This is a genomic window from Halomicrobium sp. IBSBa (assembly GCF_017612575.1).
Taxonomy (GTDB): domain Archaea; phylum Halobacteriota; class Halobacteria; order Halobacteriales; family Haloarculaceae; genus Halomicrobium.
The window spans coordinates 450,608-471,770 of record NZ_JADPQC010000002.1; the positions used below are offsets into that span (position 1 = coordinate 450,608).

21 protein-coding genes and 1 tRNA gene are annotated in these 21,163 nt (G+C 67.3%); 9 read left to right on the forward strand and 13 right to left on the reverse strand.

The window, feature by feature from the left end:
• Positions 1–226 precede the first annotated feature (226 nt).
• Positions 227–484: a GIY-YIG nuclease family protein gene (locus IL252_RS09005; RefSeq protein WP_153552258.1), complete on the forward strand. Its 258-nt coding sequence runs from the start codon at positions 227–229 to the stop codon at positions 482–484.
• Positions 485–527: 43 nt separating this feature from the next.
• Positions 528–1,976, forward strand: a complete 1,449-nt coding sequence (locus IL252_RS09010; RefSeq protein WP_208627717.1) for a phosphoglucomutase/phosphomannomutase family protein — start codon at positions 528–530, stop codon at positions 1,974–1,976.
• 26 nt (positions 1,977–2,002) lie between these two features.
• Here the strand turns inward: IL252_RS09010 and IL252_RS09015 are convergent, their stop codons facing one another.
• From IL252_RS09015 to IL252_RS09025, 3 genes are all read right to left on the reverse strand, one after another.
• On the reverse strand, positions 2,003–2,383 hold the full coding sequence (locus IL252_RS09015) for a GNAT family N-acetyltransferase (protein ID WP_208627818.1): 381 nt from the start codon (positions 2,381–2,383) through the stop codon (positions 2,003–2,005).
• A 62-nt stretch (positions 2,384–2,445) separates the two neighbouring features.
• Positions 2,446–2,646, reverse strand: coding sequence for a ubiquitin-like small modifier protein 2 (locus IL252_RS09020; protein WP_208627718.1), 201 nt, complete (start codon positions 2,644–2,646; stop codon positions 2,446–2,448).
• Between the two features lie 128 nt (positions 2,647–2,774).
• Complete coding sequence (locus IL252_RS09025; protein WP_208627719.1) at positions 2,775–3,845, reverse strand: polymer-forming cytoskeletal protein; 1,071 nt, start codon at positions 3,843–3,845, stop codon at positions 2,775–2,777.
• Positions 3,846–3,968: 123 nt separating this feature from the next.
• Here IL252_RS09025 and IL252_RS09030 point away from each other — a divergent pair, with 123 nt between their 5' ends.
• Complete coding sequence (locus IL252_RS09030) at positions 3,969–4,982, forward strand: AI-2E family transporter (protein WP_208627720.1); 1,014 nt, start codon at positions 3,969–3,971, stop codon at positions 4,980–4,982.
• 19 nt (positions 4,983–5,001) lie between these two features.
• Here IL252_RS09030 and IL252_RS09035 read toward each other — a convergent pair whose 3' ends face one another.
• Positions 5,002–5,790, reverse strand: coding sequence for a sulfurtransferase (locus tag IL252_RS09035; protein ID WP_208627721.1), 789 nt, complete (start codon positions 5,788–5,790; stop codon positions 5,002–5,004).
• A gap of 257 nt (positions 5,791–6,047) precedes the next feature.
• Between IL252_RS09035 and IL252_RS09040 the strand changes: the two genes are divergently transcribed.
• Entirely contained in the window at positions 6,048–6,902 is an 855-nt protein-coding gene (locus IL252_RS09040) for a sulfurtransferase (protein WP_208627722.1), read from the forward strand.
• 51 nt (positions 6,903–6,953) lie between these two features.
• Here the strand turns inward: IL252_RS09040 and IL252_RS09045 are convergent, their stop codons facing one another.
• The 4 genes from IL252_RS09045 to IL252_RS09060 all read right to left on the reverse strand — a co-directional run bounded on the left by IL252_RS09045 (position 6,954) and on the right by IL252_RS09060 (position 11,005).
• Complete coding sequence (locus IL252_RS09045; protein ID WP_208627723.1) at positions 6,954–7,742, reverse strand: hypothetical protein; 789 nt, start codon at positions 7,740–7,742, stop codon at positions 6,954–6,956.
• Positions 7,743–7,832: 90 nt separating this feature from the next.
• A complete protein-coding gene (locus tag IL252_RS09050) occupies positions 7,833–9,620 on the reverse strand; it encodes a methyl-accepting chemotaxis protein (protein WP_208627724.1) in 1,788 nt (595 codons plus the stop codon).
• 254 nt (positions 9,621–9,874) lie between these two features.
• A complete protein-coding gene (locus tag IL252_RS09055) occupies positions 9,875–10,351 on the reverse strand; it encodes a hypothetical protein (RefSeq protein WP_208627725.1) in 477 nt (158 codons plus the stop codon).
• A 102-nt stretch (positions 10,352–10,453) separates the two neighbouring features.
• A complete protein-coding gene (locus tag IL252_RS09060; RefSeq protein WP_208627726.1) occupies positions 10,454–11,005 on the reverse strand; it encodes an NADPH-dependent FMN reductase in 552 nt (183 codons plus the stop codon).
• A gap of 108 nt (positions 11,006–11,113) precedes the next feature.
• Between IL252_RS09060 and IL252_RS09065 the strand changes: the two genes are divergently transcribed.
• Complete coding sequence (locus tag IL252_RS09065; protein ID WP_208627727.1) at positions 11,114–11,704, forward strand: rubrerythrin family protein; 591 nt, start codon at positions 11,114–11,116, stop codon at positions 11,702–11,704.
• 18 nt (positions 11,705–11,722) lie between these two features.
• On the opposite strand, the gene IL252_RS09070 is transcribed toward IL252_RS09065, so the two are convergent.
• Both IL252_RS09070 and IL252_RS09075 read right to left on the reverse strand, forming a co-directional pair.
• Entirely contained in the window at positions 11,723–13,180 is a 1,458-nt protein-coding gene (locus tag IL252_RS09070) for an amidohydrolase family protein (protein ID WP_208627728.1), read from the reverse strand.
• Complete coding sequence (locus tag IL252_RS09075; RefSeq protein ID WP_244256982.1) at positions 13,177–13,581, reverse strand: STAS/SEC14 domain-containing protein; 405 nt, start codon at positions 13,579–13,581, stop codon at positions 13,177–13,179. The genes IL252_RS09070 and IL252_RS09075 overlap by 4 nt, the downstream gene beginning before the upstream one ends.
• Positions 13,582–13,809: 228 nt before the next feature.
• Here IL252_RS09075 and IL252_RS09080 point away from each other — a divergent pair, with 228 nt between their 5' ends.
• The 3 genes from IL252_RS09080 to uvrB all read left to right on the forward strand — a co-directional run bounded on the left by IL252_RS09080 (position 13,810) and on the right by uvrB (position 17,809).
• Positions 13,810–14,688, forward strand: coding sequence for a DUF106 domain-containing protein (locus tag IL252_RS09080; RefSeq protein WP_208627729.1), 879 nt, complete (start codon positions 13,810–13,812; stop codon positions 14,686–14,688).
• A gap of 290 nt (positions 14,689–14,978) precedes the next feature.
• Positions 14,979–15,341 (forward strand): hypothetical protein, encoded by a 363-nt coding sequence (locus IL252_RS09085; RefSeq protein ID WP_208627730.1) that lies wholly within the window; start codon positions 14,979–14,981, stop codon positions 15,339–15,341.
• 413 nt (positions 15,342–15,754) lie between these two features.
• The gene (uvrB, locus tag IL252_RS09090) at positions 15,755–17,809 is read left to right on the forward strand and encodes an excinuclease ABC subunit UvrB (protein WP_208627731.1); all 2,055 of its coding nucleotides are present in this window, start codon (positions 15,755–15,757) and stop codon (positions 17,807–17,809) included.
• 314 nt (positions 17,810–18,123) lie between these two features.
• Here uvrB and IL252_RS09095 read toward each other — a convergent pair whose 3' ends face one another.
• On the reverse strand, positions 18,124–18,786 hold the full coding sequence (locus tag IL252_RS09095; RefSeq protein WP_208627732.1) for an HD domain-containing protein: 663 nt from the start codon (positions 18,784–18,786) through the stop codon (positions 18,124–18,126).
• 215 nt (positions 18,787–19,001) lie between these two features.
• On the opposite strand from IL252_RS09095, the gene IL252_RS09100 reads away from it, so the two are divergent.
• Positions 19,002–19,883: an alpha/beta fold hydrolase gene (locus IL252_RS09100; RefSeq protein ID WP_208627733.1), complete on the forward strand. Its 882-nt coding sequence runs from the start codon at positions 19,002–19,004 to the stop codon at positions 19,881–19,883.
• Positions 19,884–20,330: 447 nt separating this feature from the next.
• On the opposite strand, the gene IL252_RS09105 is transcribed toward IL252_RS09100, so the two are convergent.
• Positions 20,331–20,402: transfer RNA gene (locus tag IL252_RS09105), tRNA-Thr, on the reverse strand.
• A 67-nt stretch (positions 20,403–20,469) separates the two neighbouring features.
• Complete coding sequence (locus IL252_RS09110) at positions 20,470–21,117, reverse strand: hypothetical protein (protein ID WP_208627734.1); 648 nt, start codon at positions 21,115–21,117, stop codon at positions 20,470–20,472.
• Positions 21,118–21,163 lie beyond the last annotated feature (46 nt).

Genomic DNA, 21,163 nt, shown 5'->3' on the forward strand with positions numbered 1-21,163 from the left:
GATCACTGCGGCGCGCACGTGTCGGATCGTTTCGCTCGAGTGTTCGCGGACAAGAGCGGCAACGTCCGCGCCTGCCCGAGCTGTTCGGCGAACGCTGGAATCGCCGAGGTTGCCCGAGAGCGCGCCCACAAGGTGTGAGGCCCGACTGGGCCACCCGTACCGTGGTACCAGTACCACGCGACGCCCTGTTCTGCCGACGAACGCCCCAGCCACAGGTACGCGACCGATGAGCGACCACTACGTCTACGTCCTGCGCTGTGCCGACGACACGCTGTACACGGGCTACACGACGGACGTACAGCGCCGCGTGGCCGAACACGACGCGGGCGAGGGCGCGAAGTACACCCGCGGTCGGACGCCCGTAGCGCTGGTCCACGTCGAGTCCTTCGAGAGCCGCTCGGCCGCGATGAGCCGCGAGTACGAGATCAAGCAGTACTCACGGGGGCGAAAAGAGCGGCTGATCGAGTGCGACTGTCGGGAGTAGCGAGGACGGGAGCTTTTTGCCGGCCGGGGTTGCACTGCCAGCCATGACAGACGCAGACGCCGAGGCCATCGCCTTCGGCACCGACGGCTGGCGGGCGACGCTCGACGAGTTCACCGACGAGCGGGTCCGCATGGTGGGCCAGGGTGTCGCGACTCACCTCCGGGAGGCGGGTCACGACGGCGAGACGGTCGCCGTGGGCTACGACGCACGCTCGCACTCGCGAGGGTTCGCCGAGGAACTGGCCCGCGTGCTGTGTGCGAACGGCTTCGACGTGGTGTTGCCCGACCGGGACACGCCGACGCCGGTCGTCGCGTGGACGGTCAAGTCCCGCGGACTGGCCGGCGCGCTGATGGTGACGGCGTCGCACAACCCGCCGGAGTACAACGGCGTGAAGTTCGTGCCCGCCGGGGGCCAACCGGCGCTGGCCGACGCGACCGACGCCGTCGAGGCGGCGCTTGCCCGACCGGACTCGCTGCCAGAGTCCGAGTGGGGGAGCGTCGAGGAGACGGACCTGCTGGCGGCGTACCTCGACCACGCCGTCGAGTTCGCCGGAGAGAGCCGCGACGAGCCGGTCGATCTGGACGGGCTGACGGTCGCCTACGACGCGATGCACGGCAGCGGCCGCGGCGTCACCGACCGCCTGCTAGAGCGGGCCGGGGCCGACCTCGTCCGCCTGCGCTGTGAGCGAGACGCCGACTTCGGCGGTGGCGCACCGGAGCCCGTCGCCGAGCGCGTCGAGGCGCTGATCGAGCGGGTCCGAGACGGCGACGCGGACCTCGGGATCGTCAACGACGGCGACGCCGACCGGATCGGCGTCGTGACGCCCGACCGCGGTTTCCTCGACCCGAACCTCTTCTTCGCCGCGGTGTACGACGACCTGCTGGCGACACGCGGGAGCGAGCGACCGGACGGTGCTGGATCGGCCGGCGTCGTGCGGACCGTCTCGACCAGTTCGATCGTCGACCGCGTCGCCGCGGCTCACGGCGAGTCGGTCCACGAGACCGCCGTCGGGTTCAAGCACGTCGCCGCGGCGATGGCCGAACACGACGCCCTGATGGGTGGCGAGGAGTCGGGCGGGTTCGGGCTCACCGCACACCTCCGCAACAAGGACGGCGTCCTGCTGTCGCTGCTGGCCGCCGCGGCCGCACACGACCGCCCGCTCGACGAGCGCGTCGACGCGCTGCTGGCCGAGCACGGCGAGATCCACCAGGGCCGGATCAGCGTCGACTGTCCGGACGACCGAAAGGAGCGCGTGCTGGCGGCACTGGAGTCGTCGCTCCCGGACAGCGTGGCCGGCCAGTCCGTCGACTCGGTCTCGACGGTCGACGGCTTCAAGATGACGCTGGCAGACGGCACCTGGCTCCTCGTTCGCCCCTCCGGCACCGAGCCCAAGCTCCGGGTGTACGCCGAGGCGACGAGCCGCGAGCGGGTCGACGAGCTACTCGCCGCCGGGCGCGAGATCGTCACGCCCCTCGTCGCCAGCGCGGAGTGACAGCCGACAGCACGACCCTCGATACGCTACTCATCTTCCAGGCGACCGCGATAGCGCGACTCGTCCCCGTCGACCGGCTCGATCGCGAAGCCGAGCGTCTCGTAGAACGGCCGGACCCGCTCGTCGAACGCCGCCACGAGCCGCCCCCGTTCCGCGAGGGCACGCTCGACGAGTGCCGAGCCGATCCCCTGCCCGCGTCGGCGACGGCGGACGGCGACGCTGACGATCCGATCGCCGTCCAGTACGAGCGCCCCCAGCACGCGCTCGCCGTCGTCGGCGACCGCCAGCAGCGTCTCGCCGCGCTGGAGGCTCGCTTTCAGCCGGGCCGGCTCGGTCTCCAGGGCCGCCCCGTCGAGGACGTTCGCGACGGCGGCCCGGTCGGCCGGCGTCGCCTCGCGGACCCGCATCGTCTCGTACTGGCGACTCGCCCGCCAGAAAGTATTTCGCTCTCTCGGGACGGCCACCACGCTCACCCGCCTTTGACCAGCCGGACCACGCGGACGTGGTCTGCCTCGACGGGCTGGTCCTCTGGGACGGGCGTGCCGTCGACCAGGATCGAGACCGTGTGGGGGCTGAGGTCGGTCGGAGCCAGCAGGTCGGCGTAGCTGTCGCCGGCCGCGACATCGACCTCGTGGGTCTCGCCCCCGACGATCTCGACTGTCACGCGCATACGGTTCGATTCGGACGGTCGCCCTTGAGCGTGTCGCCGCGTGGCGCTCATACGACCGGCTGTACATCTGTGACCGATTTCGCCACCCCGGGGTGGCGAAGCTCGTCACGAAGTGACAGCCGGCAGTATCAGGCCGACGGCTCGGTGTCGACAGCGGCCGGCTCGGGGGCGGGTTCGGCCTCGTCCTCGTCGCTCTGGTAGCGATCGTACATGCCGATGACGAGCGCGCCGAGTCCGACCAGCACGACGACGGCCTCGACGAGGTCGCCGAGGATCGGCACGAACTTCACCGCAGCGACTCCGAGGACACCGACCAGCAGCGCGAGCCACCGGCTGTCCCGGTCGATCTGTCGGAGGAGCCAGCGCCCGAGGGCAAACCGGCCGTACAGTGCGCCAGCCCACACGAGGAAGGCGTACGCGACGATGCCGGCGATCGACAGCGGGATGCCGACCAGCGTCACGAACAGGAGCACACAGACCAGGGGAACCCCGACGAGCGCGAGCAGTCCGAACGCCCCCATCCGGAGGGGATCGTCGGTCACGTCGTCGGCGACGCTCGTCGAGAAGCGGGGAAACGCCACCAGGAGAACGGCCCCCGCGACGAGGTTCGCGAGGACGCCGTAGGCGGTGAAGGTCCCGGTCGGCAAGGCGAACGACGGGCCGCTGGGGCTGACGCTCACGTTGTCGGTCCGCTCGACTGTTCCGCCGACGGTCGCGCCGTCCGCGCGGTTCAGGGTGCCGTCGTAGGTCAGATCGCCGCGGATGTCGGCGGTCGGGCCGAGCGTGATCTCCTCGGCACCGATCTCGACGTTGCCGTCGATCCGTCCGTCGACGGTGGCCGAGCCGGCCCCGGCGGTCAGGTTGCCGCCGATCTGAGCGCCCTCGTCGACCTTCAGGGACCCACTCGCGCCCTCGACGTCGCCGCCGACGGTCCCGCCGATGTCGAGGGTTCCGGCAGCCGCCTCGACGTCGCCCTCGACCGTGCCGTCGATCACGACGGTGCCGCCGGTGGCTTCGAGGTCGCCCGTGACGGTCCCTTCGACGACGACTGTGCCCCCGACCGCTTCGAGGTCGCCGTCGATCGTCTCGCCCGGGCCGACCGTGATTGTCCCGCCGGTCCGGCTGGCCGCGGCCGCCGTCCCGGGGAGCGTGCCGACCACGAGGATCACTACGAGCAGTGCGCAGAGTGTGCGTCGCATATCCGACCTTCACCGTCGGACGACATAAAACGGAACTCGGAGTTTCTCGGTGGGAAACTGTGACCGAGTTCGCCCGCTTCCCGCCGGGGAACGCTTTTGAGACCGGGGAGAATGTACTGTGGCATGCGAAGTCGACAGGGAGTGCTCGTCGGGCTGGTCGCCGTGACGGGGCTGTTGACGGTCGTGTTACTCTGGAGCGTCGTGACGACCGTCTTCTTCGCCATCACGGTCGCGTACGTGCTCTATCCGCTTCGCCGACTGCTCGTCGACCGAGGGATCCACCGTCGGATCGCCGCCGCCGCGGCGACCAGCGTCGCCTTCCTCTCGGTTGCGGCGCTGATCGGCCCGCTGCTGTGGTCGCTGTACCGCCGTCGTGGAACGCTGCTAGCGTATCTCAGGACGCTTCCGACCGGCTTCGAGTTCGAGATCCTGGGGATGCCGTTTGGCTTCGAAGTCGGATCGCTGGTCGCGACCGCTCGTGTCGCGATCACCGGCCTCGCCGTCGACGTGGCCGGGAGCGCGCCGATCATCGGGCTGAAGCTGTTTCTCTTCACGCTGCTCGTGTACGCGCTCCTGTTGCGACCGAGTGCCGCACCGGCGGTCGTCTTCCGTGCGGTCCCCGACCAGTTCCACTCGCTCGTCCGCACGATGCACGAGCGGACCAGAAACACCCTGTACGCGATCTACGTCCTCCAGGGGGCGACGGCACTCGGCACGTTCCTCATCGCCTACCTCGTGTTCGCCGGTCTGGGCTACTCCGGTGCCTTCGGACTGGCGGCCGTGGCCGGCATCCTCCAGTTCGTTCCGGTGGTCGGCCCGAGCATCCTGATCGCGCTGGTCGCCGCGACGGACGTGGTCGCCGGGGATCTGACCGCGGCAGCCACGCTGCTGGTGATCGGACTGGTCTTCGTCGGTTTCCTCCCCGACGCGATCATCCGGCCACAGCTCGCACCCTACACCGCGGACATCCCCGCGAGCCTCTACTTCATCGGCTTTACCGGTGGCGTGCTCTCGATCGGGCTCGTCGGATTCATCGCCGGCCCGCTCGTCGTCGCGCTGTTCGTCGAAGCCGTCGAGTTGCTCACCAACGACCGGCCGGCGGTCCAGCGCCAACTGGATTCCGAACACACGGAGTAGGCCGTCGACCGCCAGACGGTCAGCTCTCGCCGGTCTCCAGGGGACGGTCCTGTGCTCTCCACTCGGTGAGACTGCCCTCGTAGAAGGCCAGGTCGTCGTATCCGAGGTGAGACAGGACGACGTAGGTGTGGCTGATCCGGCGCGCCGTGTTACAGTAGAGGACGATCCGTGATTCGGGGACGATTCCGCGCGACGCCAGCAGTTCCCGGACCTCCGTCTCGGGGCGCAGGCCGCGACTCTCGTCGTCGACCAGTTCGCGCCAGTCGAGCCGGACCGCACCGGGGATGTGGCCCTCTTCGTACTCCCACCCCTCTCGGGTGTCGACGATCACGGCGTCGCCGTCGACGGCCTCGGCGACCGCGTCGGCGTCGACCAGTGGCGTCTCGGCCGGTGGCTCGATCGCGTACTCCGTCGGCGTCGGCGCAGGCGTCTCGCTGGTCGTCTCGCGCTCGAGTTGCCACGCCGAGAAGTCCCCGTCGAGCAGGTGCAGCGCCGCGGGGTCGTGGCCGTACAGCGCCGCCGTCACGAGAAAGCGAGCGGCGAAGACCCCGTGTGTGTCGTCGTAGGCGACGATCTCGTCTCCGTTGGCGATTCCCGCCTCCGAGAGCAGCGTCGCGAAGTTCGCTCGCCCGGGGAGCATCCCCTCGTCGTGCTCGCCGCTCTCGTCGGCGCGAAACGCGTCGAAGGGGACGTTGACCGCACCCGGGAGGTGGCCGATGCCGTCGTACTCCCAGGCGTCGCGGACGTCGACCACGCGCACGTCGTCCAGACGCTCCGCGAGCCAGGACTGGGACACGATATCTGTCATTGCTCGACCGTTGCGGACGCGACGGCTTGAAACCGTTCGTCTCGGTCGCTCGAAGATAGCGGAGATATTTTCCAGCCCGCGGCCCGCCGTCCGGAGCGAACCGCCAGCAGTCGGGGAGCGCCGCCGGAACCGTGCGAAATATTCGCATACTAATACGTCCGACAAGGGGCAGAAACTGCCGCCAGAGGGGAGGAGTGGCGGGCTATGCCGAGAGAGGGTGGGGTTATATGGATGGGGTGCATATTTTGGCCTGTATTATGAGCGACTACGCAAACGACGTTCTCGTGACGGCGGAGTGGGTCGAGGACAACCTCGACTCGTTCCAGAGTGACGATCCCGACCACCGACTGGTCGAGGTCGACGTAGACACCGAAGCGTACGACGAGGCCCACGCGCCCGGCGCGATCGGCTTCAACTGGGAGACACAGCTCCAGGACCAGACCACCCGCGACATCCTCTCGAAGGAAGACTTCGAGGACCTGCTCGGGAGCCACGGCATCAGCGAGGACTCGACGGTCGTCCTCTACGGTGACAACTCCAACTGGTTCGCCGCCTACACCTACTGGCAGTTCAAGTACTACGGCCACGACGACGTTCGGCTCCTCGACGGCGGTCGCGAGTACTGGCTCGACAACGACTACACGACCACGGACGAGGTCCCCGAGTTCTCCGCCGTCGACTACGAGGCGTCCGGCCCGCGCGAGTCCATCCGCGCGTACCGCGACGACGTCGAGAACGCCATCGAGAAGAACCTCCCGCTCGTGGACGTTCGCTCCCCCGAGGAGTTCTCCGGCGAAGTGCTGGCACCCCCGGGCCTGCAGGAGACCGCACAGCGTGGCGGCCACGTCCCCGGCGCGAAGAACATCTCCTGGGCGGCCGTGACCAACGACGACGGCACGTTCAAGGACTTCGACGAGCTGCAGGAGCTGTACGCCGACGAAGACATCGACGGCGACGAGACGACCGTCGCCTACTGCCGCATCGGCGAGCGCTCCTCGGTCGCCTGGTTCGCGCTCCACGAGCTGCTGGGCTACGACGACACCGTCAACTACGACGGTTCCTGGACCGAGTGGGGCAACCTCGTCGGCGCGCCCATCGAAAAGGGCAACTGAGGTCAGTTTCTGTTCTTTCTTTCGTGCCACGACGACGAGTGCCGACAGTCGCTACACCCGTTCGTCGAACACGTACCGCCGCGTCGCGCTTTCCGTCTCCTGGACGACTGCCATCGGTCCGTCGGGGACGATTTCGAGGCGAACCGGTCCGCCGAGGGTCCGCGTGAGCGCGCCCAGTTCCGGCCCGTACCAGTTCCGGCAGTCTGGTCCCTCGACGGTCCGGGCCGACAGCGTTCCCGTCCCTGCTACGACCTCCCCGGACACGGCTAGCCGGAACTGCCCGTCTTCGACGACGACGGGCACGCTCTCGCTGTCGACGATCTCGGCGGCCGTCACGAGCCGTTCGAGGGTCGCGGCGTCGGTCTCGACCCGCGTGGGGGCGGGGTCGCCGTCCGGCGCGAACCGCCCGTCGTCGTCGAACGCCGCGGGCATCCCGAGATCGACCGACTCGACGGCGATGTCGGTCGGGAGCGGCTCGGCGCGCATACGGTGGTCCCGTCCGCGGATCTCGGCCCACTGGACCAGTTGCCGGCCGGGATCGCCCCCGAAGACGACCTCGACGCGGTCGTCGTCCAGCCAGTCGAGCCACTGCAACGTCGGGACCGCGCCGAGGACGACGTAGCTGGGCCGGTCGACCGCGTAGCTGTCGAAGTGGTCGGGTCGATAGCTCGTGTACACCGCCGGAGAGCCCGACCGTGCCGGGGCTGTCAGCTCGTTCTCTCTGAGCGCGAAGAGCACCCGCTCGTAGTACGGATCGGTCGCGTCCGGCGTCAGCGTCGTCTCTCCGACCAGGCCCGCGAGGCGATCGGGTGCGCCCGCCAGCCGGGCGAATTCGGCCATAGCCCAGCTATGAGCACACACGCTCTTGACTGTTCGGCCGGCCGACTACCGGCGGAAACGCCGCGCCTGCGGTGGTCGGTCCGCGAGCGGTCACTCGCCCGGACCCGAGTCGTTGGCGGTTTCCTCGCCGACGTTGCCCGGACCGGACGGGAAGAAGAACTCCCGTTCGGACTCGGTCCGGAAGCGACTGAGCACGTCACCCAGCGGCCCGGCGTACTGTTTGAGAGTGCTGGCCTGCTGGGACACCTCGTTGAGTTCGGCGGTCTGTTCCTCTGCCGCACCGGCGACGGTCTCAGCGGCCTGCGTCGTCTCCTCGCTGATCTCTGCCACGTCCGACAGGGTCGTCGCTACCGCCCGGATGCGAGCCAGCGGCTCGTCGAGGTCCAGCGCTTCGTGCTGGTCGGCGTGCCGTTCGAGCGTCCTCGCGACGGCGTCTACTTCTTCGCTGATCTCGGCCAGCTGTTCTTGTTGCTCGTACGCGTCTAGCGACACCTGCTGGGCGGCCTCGGCGACCTGTTCGGAGGCCTGCCGGAGCGTCGCGGTACTGGTCTCGACGTGGTCTGCCGAATCGGCCACGTCCTCGGCGAACGTCTTGAGCTGACCGGTCGTCTTCTCCAGTTCGGCGACGGTATCGTTGAAGTCGCGCGCGATGCGGTCCATCGCGTCGTGTTCGCCGTCGGGCTCCATCCTGACCGTCAGATCCCCCGCAGCGCACTCGGCGAGCACGTCCGAGTAGTCGTCGGCAGTCGCTTCGAGGTAGCCGGTCAGTTCCATCGCCTCGGCCCGAGAGACTTCAGCGGCTTTGCGCGCAGATCGTGCCTCCTCGATCTCTTCGCGGAGCGACTGGCGCATACTGTCGAAGGCCGCCGTGAGTCGCCCGATCTCGTCGGCTCGGGTCTGTTCGAGCGTCACGTCGAGGTCGCCGTCTTCGATGCGTCCGGCCTTTCGTTCCAGCCGTTCGAGCGCGTTACCGGTTCGGCGGCCGCTCACCAGGACGAGACCGCCGAGCAACACCAGCGGTGCGCCCATCACGGCGAGGATGCCCGTCCGGATCTCCTCTCGGACGGCGAAGGCGGCCGACGCGGGGAGGTGGCGGACGATCACCCAGTCGGTCCCTGCGACGGGGGCGTGGCCCACGACTTCGCTCGCGGACGATTCGAGGTTCACCGACCCGGTGTCGCTGGCACGCCGGACCCGTTCGGGAACGTTCGCTGGCGACTCGACGGTAGCAAACAGCATCCCCTCCGAGTCGTGCAGCGTCGTGTACCCCGACCGGTCTTTCGGATCGAAGCCGGCCACCGGCTCGCCCAGCGACGCCTCGACCAGTATCACGCCCTCGCTCCCGACCGAGTTGCCGACGATGCCGGCGACGGTCGTCCCTCGGCGGGCGTAGGTGTCGTCGACGACCTGTGCCGGTCCGACCGGAACGCCCGCGGTGATGGCCTCGCCGACCGCCGTGCCGGTGACGGTTGTGTCCACCCGCGAAGCGTTCGTACTCGCGAGCACCGTCCCGTCGTCGGCGACGTAGTTGACGCTGACCACGTCCGGACCGAAGCGATGAGCGTCGAAGTACGACTGGACCGACGAGGCGTTCCCGGCCTGTACGTCCGGGCGGAGTCCGATCTGGTTGGCCGTGTCTCGGTGACCGTCGAGCCACCGGTCCAGCGCGTCGGCCTGTAACTCCGCGGTCGTCGTCGTCCGCTCGTCGACCTGCCCCGTCAGGGTCGCCGTCGCAGTGTTCAACGAGACGATGCCGATGCCAGCCGTGACGACGATCACGACCGCGACCGTCGTCAGAAACTTCCACACGAACCGTCGCCGGATCGCGCTCGGCAGGACAGACCAGCCGTCCGACCCGGAATCCCCCTGTGAATCCATTACGTGGATCGGGCCGGCACTGTCGGATAAATCCCGCTCATATATACGGTATATAGACAACAATGGGCATGGAAAACCACCCGCTACCGTACTGCGGTTCTGTCCGAAAAACGCTGTCTTTTCGCCATTCTTAAAACTATTCTGTCATACTTCGACGGTCGGAGTGTCCGTTCGCTACGCTTTCGAAACGACTGTCGGACACTCCGTTTTGCTCGGGGTTCCCGTACAGACAGGCCGATCGCTCGCGGCTCCGACTATCCTGTCAGCCAGTACCGCGTCTGATCGACGGTCGTCGAGAGCCACTGGCCGTGGACGCGGCCCGGTCCGGGCTCGAACACCGCGTCGAAGACGAGGTCCCGGCCGTCGATACGCAGTTCTCGGAGCGTGAGCGTGCGCTCGCTGGCCCAGGTCGCGAGGCGCGCGTCGCCACACTCGTCGAGTTCGAAGTAGGTCGCTGGCGTCCGATCGGTCGTGAACGTGTACTCCCGGTCGCCGTAGGAGAGCGTCTCTTCGACGATCTCGCCGAAGGCGAAGGCGATCTGGCACTGCTCGCGGGGCTCGTCGGCTCGGTCGCTGTCGACGCGGCGACGGCGATCGACGTCGTAGCCCCACTTGCGAGCCCACCCTTCGAGGAGGCGCACGTCGATCTGCGGGTTCGACCCCGACCGGCCGCCGTCCCACAGGACGTGGTACTCGGACGGGCGGTCGTCGCCGAGGTGCTGGTCGAACATGGTGGTGAGATTCGGCTGAGCCACCATATACCTGTCTGGTCGTTCACCGACGCTGCCGGCGACCGACATCGATTCAGACTTCGATAATCGGGCAGGGACCCGCTATACTGCGGCTTTCGGTTCGGTCCCGGCGTTGGCAGCGACCATCCGGCCGAGCGTCCGCACCCGGGCCTCGATGTCGGCGTCGACGAAGGCTCCGTCGTCGTCGAAGGCGTCGGACGCGTTGCGGATTCCGACCTCGTGGGGGAGCGTCCAGCCGTGGACCGTCCGGACGCCGGTCCGGAGGTGTTCCAGCGCCGGGCCGTAGGAGCCACCGCCGGCAGTCGCCAGCAGTCCGACCGTCGTGTCTCGGAACTCGTCGCGCCCCAGGTAGTCGAGCGCGTTCTTCAGCGCCGACGACACCATCCCGTGGTACACCGGCGTTCCCAGCACCACCGCATCGGCGTCGTCGAGCAGCGCCCGCAACGCCACGGCGTCGCCCCGGTCGCGGTCGTCGGGATCGAACAGCGGCAGTTCCCACTCGCGGAGGTCCACCAGTTCCGTCGTCGCGCCGGCCGTCTCTGCGGCCGACAGCGCGTGTTCCAGTGCCAGACACGTCGTGCTCGTCTCGCGCAGACTGCCGCTGATGGCGACGACGAGCGGGGACTCGCTCATTACAGCGTATCTGGACGCCGACGGGCTTAACGCCCGTGATGGCCGGTCGGCCCGGTGGCTGCCGTCGGATCCCGGCAGTTACAAGCCCTGGCGACCGTAGCGACCAGTATGGACGCTCAGGAATTCGTCGACACGATCAGTTCCGAGAACAAGACGGCGCTCTCGCGGCTCGGCTCGTCCAAGGCGCTGTACGCGCTCACCGGCGGCGAGATGGACGAGGGGCCGATCCTCGCTGGCGCGGCCGACCGCGCACACTACGCGTTCGAGACCGTCGACGGGTGGGAGGGCGACGCCTTCGAGACGGCCGCCGACACCGCCCGCGAGCACTACGAGACGATCGTCGACGAGCACGGCGACCACGAACCGGGCGAGCGGCCGGCCATGTTCGAGACGCTGGCCGAGCAAGACGAGACGGCTGCCCGCCTGGGCGGGCTCGTCGGCTGGACGCTCGTCGCGAAGAAGACCTTCGAGCAGCTTACCGGCTTCTTCGTCGGGCAGGCCGACCCCCAGACCTCGCAGGTGTTTCGTGATCTGGGCGGTGACATCGAGGAGCTGCGCCAGGCGGCACTCGACGCGCTGGCCGAAGACGGCGACTGGGACGCCGCCGAGACGGCCGCGAGCGCGGTGGTTCAGGCCGCCTACGAGGACTACTTCGAGACGCTGGAGGCCCTCGGCGTCAACCCCAAGCCGGTCTGCTGATCGCGTTCTCCCCCGCCGTCACCTGAACACGTCCCGCAGTTTCTGTGCGCCGATCCGTCCCAGAAGCTTCGCCGGCCCGCGCTTTGGCGCGTCGGCGAGCACGTCCCGAAGTGACGGCGGCTCGGGCGTTCCGAGCCCGAGGTCCCACTCGGTCGCCGCCGCGAACTGCTCGACGGCTGCCGTGGCCCGTTCCCGGACCGCTTGCGCGTCCATCGTCTGGACGACGCCGTCCTCGACGACCACCTCGCCGTCGACGACGACCGTCTCCACGTCCGAACGGCGGGCACCGTTCGCGAGCTGTGCCGCCACGTTCGTCAACGGCGTGAACTTCGCCTGGTCGACGTCGAGGACGGCGAGGTCGCCACGAGCACCGGGGACGAGGCGGCCGACCGACTCGATGCCCACCGCGTCGGCGCTCTCGGCGGTGAGCATCCGGACCAGCGCCATCGAGTCGTACTGCTGTGCTCCCGCGTCGAGGTTGGCCAGCAGGCGCGCCGAGCGCGCCTCTTCGAACAGGTCGACGGAGTCGTGCCAGTAGTGGTCGTCAAGACCGAGGCCGACGGCCACGCCGGCCTCGCGCAGGTCGGCCACCGGCGTCCAGGGAGTCTCCGGATCGAGGTTGTAGTAGCCGAAGATGGACGGACAGTGTGCCACACCGGCGTCGGCCTCGCTCATCCGCTCGACGTCCCTCTCGTCGGCGACCCGGAAGTGCGCACCCACGAGTCGGTCGTCGAGCAGCCCGACCGCGTCCAGCAGCGCGAGCGAATCGTCGCTCCCGTTCGCTCGGGCCATCTCGTCGCTTTCGCCGAGCTCCAGCAGGTGCGTGTGGACTGGCACCTCGGGGTACTCGGCGGCCAGGTCTGCGACGCGCTCCCAGAGGTCGCGCGTACACGACCAGTCGTCGTGGGGACAGAGGGCGGCGCTGATGCGGCCGTCGTAGCTGCCGTCGAACTGCTCGACGAACGAGCGGGCCCGCTCGAACTGTGCGTCGACCGACCGGTCCCAGAACAGGTCTGACAGCATGGGTCCCATCACTGCCCGCAGCCCCGCCTCGCCGAGGATGTCCGCGCCCAGTGCCGGGCGCACGTCCATCGTGTTGACCGTCGTCACGCCCCCCTGGAGGTGAGTCAGGGCCGCCAGCTCGTACCCCGCTCGCAGCAGGTCGTCGTGCTCGCTGGCCATGTCGGCGATCAGCGGCGTCATCTGGGCGAACAGCTCGACCGGCCCCATCTCGCTGAAGGCACCCGTCAGCGCGGTCCCCTCCAGGTGTGCGTGGGCGTTCACGAGCCCGGGCAACACGAGCCGTCCCGCTCCGTCGAGGACGTGATCGGCCTCGATCTGGGCGTCGCCCGCCCGGCTCTCTCGGACGGTCGCGATGTCGCCGTCCCGGACCACGACGGTACCGGACTCGTAGACGCGGTTGCGCTCGTCGACGGTCACGACCACCGCGTCGTGGACGACGAAGTCCGCCGTCACTGTGTAGCCCTCCCACGATCGCCCGGGAGCTCGCCGGTCCGGACCCAGCTGCGTGCCGCCTCGCGTTCTGCCGGACCGAAGTACTGCATCTCGTCGGGACTGACCGGCCAGACCGGCGCGATGGCTCGCCAGCAGTCGAACAGTCCCCGGGCCCAGACCGAATCACCGACTGCAGCGTAGCGACCGATGTCGAACGTCGACCCGTAGAGGTTGACGGTGTCGTGTGCGTCGGTCGTCGCCGAGAGGAGTCGGTAGAGGTCCCTGAATCCGGCGGGCGAGCAGTCGCCGACTCGAATGGCGACGACAGCCGGTGCCGGCTCGGTCAGTACTTCGAACATCGCGTCGTTCGGATCGGGCCGGTAGCCGTCGAGCGCGGCCGTCACCGTCTCGCGATCGATCATAGTCGGCAGTTCGACGACCTGTTTGTTAAAACAGCTGCTATTATACGCCACTTTATGTACAATCTCTAGCAAAATTCTGGTCTTTAATTGTTAAACAGCCGGCTTATTTCCGAACCTGGTCGAGTGCCTGCGGTCCCGGCCACCGCGCTCGCTGCGTGGCCGATCACCTGCTTCCGACCGGATTCGCCGAGGAAGAAGATTCATGTATCTGGTGGGACCAGTTGAGGCATGGACAGTTCTTTCGACGCCGTCCGGGCGGACGACGACCTCGCCGTGGCGCTGGCGGTCGTCCTCGACCGTGCCGAGGCGGGCGACGGAACCGTCGCGTGGACGGATCTCCGGGGACAGATCGATCCCGTCGAGTGGGGCCGACTGCTCGACCACGGCGTCGTCGTCCCCGCTGGTGATCGCTTCGTCGTCGACGACCCGACCGCGGCGCGCGAACTGCTCGCACAGCGAGACCTCGACGACGCGGACCCCGACGCCCCAGAGACCGGCGGCTGGTCGCGCGCGGACAAGCTGGCAGGCGTCGGCGCACTCGCACTGATGGCGAGCTACCAGTTGCCCGGCGGGCGCGAACTGGTCGGCCAGAGCGTCAACACCGTCCTCGGCCCGCTCGCGGCACAACTGCCCTTCGTCGCGACGATCACACTACTCGCGGTCGTGACCGCGCTGGCGTCGACGACGATTCGCCGCCGACTCCAGTCGAAAGAACGGATGGAGCGGCTCAAGACCCGGCTGACCGACGTTCGCGAGCGACTCGACGACGCCCGCGAGCGCGGCGACGACGAGGCGGTCGAACGGCTCCGGGCCGAACAGCAGGAGCTGATGACCCAGCAACTGTCGATGTTCAAGCACATGCTCCGACCGATGGCCTGGACGGTGCTGGTCTCGGCACCGATCTTTCTGTGGCTCTCGTGGCTGGCCGTCGCGCCCGCCGCCGCCATCGCGCCGACGGCGACGGTGTTCCCGATGCTCGGCCGGATCACCTGGACGGCCAAACTGATCGGACCGCTGCACGTCTGGACGGTGTGGTACATCGCCACCTCGATGCTCTCGGGGCTGACGATCCAGCGGACGATGGACCGGGTCGACACGGCGGCGTAGCGGATCTGGGTGGGTTGTCCGTAAGAGGCTGATCTGTTGACTATCCACCATGTGGGGCATACTTCGATGTATTCGGTACTTGTGGCGGCCTGCGGGTTCTGCTGTCGCTACGTGACCCTTGTGCAGCGCCGCCAGTGATTATTTGTGAAGTCGCGTTCGGACATTAATACCAAATCCCACTGGCTCCCACCAGAATTTCCCTTTCTGACAGTGGCCGACGGGGTGGCTAATAATCGCCGTTTAATGAAGTACAAAAGACATGTAGGCAGTATTATCAAGGTCTGCTGAGGATGGTCGATACGGTGAAATCTGTCGTCGGAAAACTGAGTGAGCGAGTCGAACTGAAAGACGTGATTATCATACCGGCAGTCGCGCTCGTGTTGTATTTGACTACGGGAGATGTTTTCACGTCAGTTATCGGACCCGCGGTCGTCATGCTCGTATTCTTGACCTTTGCGGCGGTCGATGTTACGAACAACGACATTCGGTACGTGGAACTGGCGATATTCGTCGCCGGAATCGCTGGCGGTGTCATTATGTACAGCAGCACAGATATCCCTGCTTGGTTCGGCGTCTTGGTTACTCTCGTTTCCCTGTGGTGGGCCGGGACCTCTCTGGTGGATATCCTCCGACGTAATCGAGGAGCGCCGTGACAATTGGAACTTCAGGGTGACGTGGCGGTTGAACGGTTCCGGGCCGAACAGCAGGATCTAACGACCCAGAAACTGCCGACGACCAGTCACACGTCTGACCAATAGCCTGGACGGTGCTGGTCTCGGCACTGATCTTCCCGTAGCTCTCGGGCTGGCCGTCGCGCCCGTCGCCGCATCGCATCTCTGCACACCCGATCGCCGGCCGTCGTGCGGTCGGTGTGACGCCCTTCGACTGTGCTACCGCTGTCTACCACGGGCGGACGCCACTCGCCGCATTCGATATAGCGTACAGCAGTTTATTACTTCGCGACCCAGATTCTGAGCCTCGCCCCAAAACACGGCCGAAAGCACGGAAAACCGTCGAATCCGCCCAAAGCACACCGCTCAAGTCGATCGAGCCCTACTGTCGGACAATGAGCGACTCCGGCCCACTGTCTCCGGACCGACCGGACGCCGAGACGGCGTTTCGCGTCGACGCACCGTTCGAGCCAGCCGGCGACCAGCCAGACGCCATCGAACAGCTCGTCGACGGATATCGGCGGGGAATGGACAAACAGACCCTGCTGGGCGTCACCGGGTCGGGCAAGACCAACACCGTCTCGTGGGCGATCGAGGAGCTCCAGCAGCCGACGCTGGTCATCGCCCACAACAAGACGCTGGCGGCCCAGCTCTACGAGGAGTTCCGGAGCCTCTTCCCCGACAACGCCGTCGAGTACTTCGTCTCGTACTACGACTACTACCAGCCCGAGGCCTACGTCGAGCAGACCGACACCTACATCGACAAGGACGCCTCGATCAACGACGAGATCGACCGCCTCAGACACTCTGCGACCCGCTCGCTGCTGACCCGCGACGACGTGATCGTCGTCGCCTCGGTGTCGGCCATCTACGGGCTGGGTGACCCGCGCAACTACGTCGACATGAGCCTCCGGCTGGAGGAGGGCCAGCAGATCGAGCGCGACGAACTCCTGGGCCAGCTCGTGGACCTGAACTACGAGCGCAACGACGTGGACTTCACGCAGGGGACCTTTCGCGTGCGGGGCGACACCGTCGAGATCTACCCGATGTACGGCCGCTACGCCGTCCGGGTGGACATGTGGGGCGACGAGATCGACCGCCTCGTGAAGATGGATCCCCTGGAAGGCGAGGTCGTCAGCCAGGAGCCGGCCGTCTTGCTCCACCCGGCAGAGCACTACTCGATCCCCGAGCAGCGCCTCCAGCGGGCGATCGAGGAGATCGAGGACATGCTGGCAGACCGAATCCGCTACTTCGAACGGCAGGGCGACGCCGTCGCGGCCCAGCGCATCGAGGAGCGGACCACGTTCGATCTGGAGATGATGAAAGAGACCGGCTACTGCTCGGGGATCGAGAACTACTCGGTCCACCTCTCGGACCGCGAGAGCGGCGAAGCGCCGTACACGCTGTTGGACTACTTCCCCGACGACTTCCTCACCGTCGTCGACGAGTCCCACCAGACGATCCCCCAGATCAAAGGCCAGTTCGAGGGCGACAAGTCACGCAAGGAGAGTCTGGTGGAGAACGGCTTCCGCCTGCCGACCGCCTTCGACAACCGTCCGCTGACCTTCGAGGAGTTCGAGGAAAAGACCGACCGGACGCTGTACGTCTCGGCGACGCCGGGCGACTACGAGCGCGAGGAGAGCGGCCAGGTCGTCGAGCAGATCGTCCGCCCGACCCACCTCATCGATCCCGCGATCGAGGTCGCAGACGCCAGCGGCCAGGTCCAGGACCTGCTCGAACGGATCGAATCGATGCCCGACGAGGAGCGCGTGCTGGTGACGACACTCACCAAACGCATGGCCGAGGACCTCACCGAGTATCTCGAAGAGAGCGGCGTCGACGTAGCCTACATGCACGACGAGACCGACACGCTGGAACGCCACGAACTGATCCGGTCGCTGCGGCTTGGCGAGATCCAGGTGCTCGTCGGCATCAACCTCCTGCGGGAGGGACTGGACATCCCCGAAGTGAGCCTCGTCGCGATTCTCGACGCCGACCAGGAGGGGTTCCTGCGGTCGGAGACGACGCTCGTCCAGACGATGGGGCGGGCCGCCCGCAACGTCAACGGCGAGGTCGTCCTCTACGCCGACGACACGAGCGACGCGATGCGGTCGGCCATCGAGGAGACCCAGCGCCGCCGCCAGATCCAGCAGGCGTACAACGAGGAACACGGCTTCGAGCCGACGACTATCGAGAAAGAGATCGGCGAGTCCTCGCTTCCGGGTGCCGAGACGGACACCAGCGACGTGGCCGGTGACGGCCCGGCCGACGCCGACGAGGCTGCCCGACAGATCGAACGGCTCGAAACACGGATGGCCGAGGCCGCGGACAACCTGGAGTTCGAACTCGCTGCAGACATCCGCGATCGGATCCGCGAGCTCCGCGCGGAGTTCGAACTCGGCGGGGAAGACGACGGTGGCGTGCCGGCACCCGGTCCCGGCGAGTTCTGACACTGTCGGCTGTGACCGATTCCGCCACCCCGGATGGCGAATCTCGCCACGGGGTTACAACCACGCATGACGACCGACATCTGTTCGAGACGGACGCAGCTCACGAATTCGCCGTTGAGGTACATATAACGCCGTGAAACGGACGTTTGTGGCTGTGGCAGCTGTTCCAGAGACACGCGCTAGCCCCACGCCATAAACTGCTATCCGCGATATCAAAGCGGCGTCGGGATGGATTCACTGGGCTCGCGGCGACGGCGATAGTGACCGCTCTCGTGTGCCGTGCGTACACCGGGATCGAGATTGTCGACGATCGATCAGGCGTCGGCTCGCACGCCGATCTCGCTCTCGAACTGCTCGAAGAACGCCTCCATGAAACGCCACCGCGACCTGCCGAGCCGCCGGGCCGGTGGCGTGTGTAGTCGTGCCGGTCGTTCGCGCGCCCACTCACGGAGGACCGAAATGTCGCGACGGTCGGTCGTCGCTTCGTGTGTCGAGGCGTCGTCGAGGTGTGCGTACTGGGTCCCCGTTCGCCCCGATCGTTCGCCGACGACACACGCGAGTCGGACGATCCCGACCGCACCGGTCGCATCGAGCTTGTCGGCGTCGAACAGGAGCTTCGCTTCCGGGCTCTCGGGCTCCGGTGAACTCGATCGGATGCTGTGAGTTCGCAGGCAGTGTGCGACGGCGTCGATTCGGCTGGCAGCGACGCCTTCCTCGGCCAGCAACTCCCTGGCCGTGACCGTGGTCCACTCGCCGTGGTCGTCGATTTCCCCGACGCGCTCCAGGGGGCGGCCGATATCGTGAAGCCACGCCGCCCCGGACAGCACGTCGCGATCGACAGCGCGGTCCCACCTCTCGGCGAATCGCAGGGAGAGATCGCGGACCCGTTTCGCGTGGAACCGATCGTGCGCGGGGAGGGCAGCGTCGTAGTACGGCATCGCCAGCGATCGTGCGAGCGAATCGAGTGTGGAGGGCATCGCTCGGGGCGTCGTCGACCGGTGAAAAAGCGATTGTGGAACACGACGCCGTTCCCGAGGCGACGGCTCGCGGACCGACGGCCCTCATTCTCTATCGCGGATAGTGATTTATAGGCCGTCTCGTCGGGACGGCGTCGTATCCGACGAGCAGACTGATGAGACGCTGCTGGGCGGGCAGCGCGTGGGTTTTTGCTGCCGGCGGTCGTCGTCTCTGTATGCCGATCAGTGAGACGGTCACCACCGACGGTCTGGCGATCCACTTTCTCGAAGCCGGCGATCCAGTGGATCCGACGATCGTCCTCCTGCACGGTGGGATCATCGACGCAGCACACGTCTCCTGGGGCGAGGTGATCGAGCCGCTGGCCGCGGACTGTCACGTCGTCGCGCCGGATCTCCTGGGGTACGGCCGGAGCGGCGTCGACAGGGGCGAGAGCACGGACGGCCGGACGGTTCTCCCGCCGGGCTCCTACCCGGTCGGCCGGCACGTCGACGCTATGACGAGGTTTCTCGACGAACTGGCTGTCGACACGTTCTCGATCGCCGGACTCTCGCTCGGTGGTGCTGTCGGACTCGGCGTGGCACTCCGCCGTCCCGCTCTCGTCGACGATCTCCTGTTGATCGACAGCTACGGACTGGGCCGAGCGCTGCCAAACGGTCGACTCTCCTACGCCCTCGCGCGCGTCCAACTGTTCAATCGGGTCGCCATCGCCCTGTTCCGCCGGAGCCGCCGGCTCACGAAGGCGAGCCTGAACGGGATCGTCGCGGACCTCGACGACCTCTCCGAAAAAGCGGTCGACGCGGTCTACGAGGAGGTCAAGCGGCCTACTGCCGGGGTCGCGTTCCGTCGCTTCCGCGAGGCCGAGGTGACGCGCTCGGGATACCGGACCGTCTACGTCGACGAGCTACCGGCGCTCGAGGTCCCGACACGACTCCTCCACGGCCGCCACGACGAGGTGGTCCCGCTGTCCTGGGCCGAGCGGGCGGCCGATCGCATTCCAGAGAGCGAGCTGGTGGTCCTCGACTCGTGTGCCCACTGGCCGCCCCGCGAGAGGCCGTCGACGGTGGTCGAGCACGCTCGCGAGGTTGCGACTCGTTGACGGCTCTCGCAGACGTTCTGGCTGCTTCGGGAGTTCGGTAGCGTGGCTCCGCGATCGACGTGATATATCGCTATCCGCGATACAGAACGGTATGATGTCGTCACCGTCCGTCGATTCGTCGGTGATCGGCCATTGCCCGGAGTCGTTCGATCCGCTCGTCGATGCAGCGTCGTGAGAAAAGCCCAGAGGAATCTGAACTGATACCAGACCTCGCTTCGCTCGGCCTGTCGTGATTCAGATCCCGTGTCTAGCTTTCGCTCTTCACCTTCGTTCATCGCAGAAAGCCTCGGCCGGGATTTGAACCGGAGGAAGACGTTCCGGGATGCTCGCTCACTGCGTTCGCTGCGCTTCCGGGGCTGCGACTTCCAGGGTTCAAATTCCGGGTACGACTTCATCGATTTCAGCGATCGCTCGGCGACAGAGCGCCTCGCAGAAGTGAAATCGAGAAGCCTAGGCCGGGATTTGAACCCGGGCTCTCGTCCTTACCAAGGACGCGCTTTACCTCTAAGCTACCCAGGCGCGCATTCATCCGTTGTCCGGAGTTGTCTTTAGGCGTTACGATTCGGGGACGGCACGCTACTCTCTCTCAGTGGTCGGCCGAGGTGCGGACGCCGTCGGCGCTCGTGGCGTCGGTCGTCAGTGTCGCGAGCGTCTCGCGTACGTCCTCGTCGGCGAACGTCTCGACGGGTGGCAGCCCGTCGGTCACGAGGTCGCTGGCGTACTCACGCAGGCGTGGCGCGGGTCGGCTCCCGGCGGCGGTGACGCCGGCCACGGCAGCGAGTTCGAGCACGTCGGCTTCGAGGTTCCGATCGAGCGTGGGGTCGTCGGTCTCGCGGCGGACGGTCTGGTCGGTACCGAACGCCCGGACCACGTCGACGGCGGCGTCGGCGGCCTCGGTTCGGGCCAGCAGATAGAATCCACGTGAGACGAGGATGTCGGCGATGAGAACGTCCAAGTCGGCGGCGTCGCGGTCGCCGCCCGCCCAGGGGTCGTCGTGGGCCAGCGCCCGCGTCAGCCGGAGTCCCTCGTAGATCAACTGGACACCGGCGGCGCGGTCGCTGAGGCCGTCGAGTTGTCCCTCGCAGCCGGCGGCGCTCGCGCTGACGAGCGTGCAGACGCCGGGGGTCATCGAGGCGGCGTTGAGCCGGTCCTCGATACGGTCGCGCAGACGAGCGGGGTCGACGTCGTCGACTGCCGCCAGTGCGGCTCGTCGGACCGCAGCGGCTTCCTCCATTACCTTCGCCTAGCGACGGGAAGGGCAAAGACCTTTGGAAACGTCG

Excerpts from the sequence above, each read along its gene's own strand:
- IL252_RS09005 (WP_153552258.1), top strand. The coding sequence starts at position 227 with ATGAGCGACCACTACGTCTACGTCCTGCGCTGTGCCGACGACACGCTG.
- IL252_RS09010 (WP_208627717.1), top strand. The coding sequence starts at position 528 with ATGACAGACGCAGACGCCGAGGCCATCGCCTTCGGCACCGACGGCTGG.
- IL252_RS09015 (WP_208627818.1), bottom strand. The coding sequence starts at position 2,383 with ATGCGGGTCCGCGAGGCGACGCCGGCCGACCGGGCCGCCGTCGCGAAC.
- IL252_RS09020 (WP_208627718.1), bottom strand. The coding sequence starts at position 2,646 with ATGCGCGTGACAGTCGAGATCGTCGGGGGCGAGACCCACGAGGTCGAT.
- IL252_RS09025 (WP_208627719.1), bottom strand. The coding sequence starts at position 3,845 with ATGCGACGCACACTCTGCGCACTGCTCGTAGTGATCCTCGTGGTCGGC.
- IL252_RS09030 (WP_208627720.1), top strand. The coding sequence starts at position 3,969 with ATGCGAAGTCGACAGGGAGTGCTCGTCGGGCTGGTCGCCGTGACGGGG.
- IL252_RS09035 (WP_208627721.1), bottom strand. The coding sequence starts at position 5,790 with ATGACAGATATCGTGTCCCAGTCCTGGCTCGCGGAGCGTCTGGACGAC.
- IL252_RS09040 (WP_208627722.1), top strand. The coding sequence starts at position 6,048 with ATGAGCGACTACGCAAACGACGTTCTCGTGACGGCGGAGTGGGTCGAG.
- IL252_RS09045 (WP_208627723.1), bottom strand. The coding sequence starts at position 7,742 with ATGGCCGAATTCGCCCGGCTGGCGGGCGCACCCGATCGCCTCGCGGGC.
- IL252_RS09050 (WP_208627724.1), bottom strand. The coding sequence starts at position 9,620 with ATGGATTCACAGGGGGATTCCGGGTCGGACGGCTGGTCTGTCCTGCCG.
- IL252_RS09055 (WP_208627725.1), bottom strand. The coding sequence starts at position 10,351 with ATGTTCGACCAGCACCTCGGCGACGACCGCCCGTCCGAGTACCACGTC.
- IL252_RS09060 (WP_208627726.1), bottom strand. The coding sequence starts at position 11,005 with ATGAGCGAGTCCCCGCTCGTCGTCGCCATCAGCGGCAGTCTGCGCGAG.
- IL252_RS09065 (WP_208627727.1), top strand. The coding sequence starts at position 11,114 with ATGGACGCTCAGGAATTCGTCGACACGATCAGTTCCGAGAACAAGACG.
- IL252_RS09075 (WP_244256982.1), bottom strand. The coding sequence starts at position 13,581 with ATGATCGATCGCGAGACGGTGACGGCCGCGCTCGACGGCTACCGGCCC.
- IL252_RS09080 (WP_208627729.1), top strand. The coding sequence starts at position 13,810 with ATGGACAGTTCTTTCGACGCCGTCCGGGCGGACGACGACCTCGCCGTG.
- IL252_RS09085 (WP_208627730.1), top strand. The coding sequence starts at position 14,979 with ATGGTCGATACGGTGAAATCTGTCGTCGGAAAACTGAGTGAGCGAGTC.
- uvrB (WP_208627731.1), top strand. The coding sequence starts at position 15,755 with ATGAGCGACTCCGGCCCACTGTCTCCGGACCGACCGGACGCCGAGACG.
- IL252_RS09095 (WP_208627732.1), bottom strand. The coding sequence starts at position 18,786 with ATGCCCTCCACACTCGATTCGCTCGCACGATCGCTGGCGATGCCGTAC.
- IL252_RS09100 (WP_208627733.1), top strand. The coding sequence starts at position 19,002 with ATGCCGATCAGTGAGACGGTCACCACCGACGGTCTGGCGATCCACTTT.
- IL252_RS09110 (WP_208627734.1), bottom strand. The coding sequence starts at position 21,117 with ATGGAGGAAGCCGCTGCGGTCCGACGAGCCGCACTGGCGGCAGTCGAC.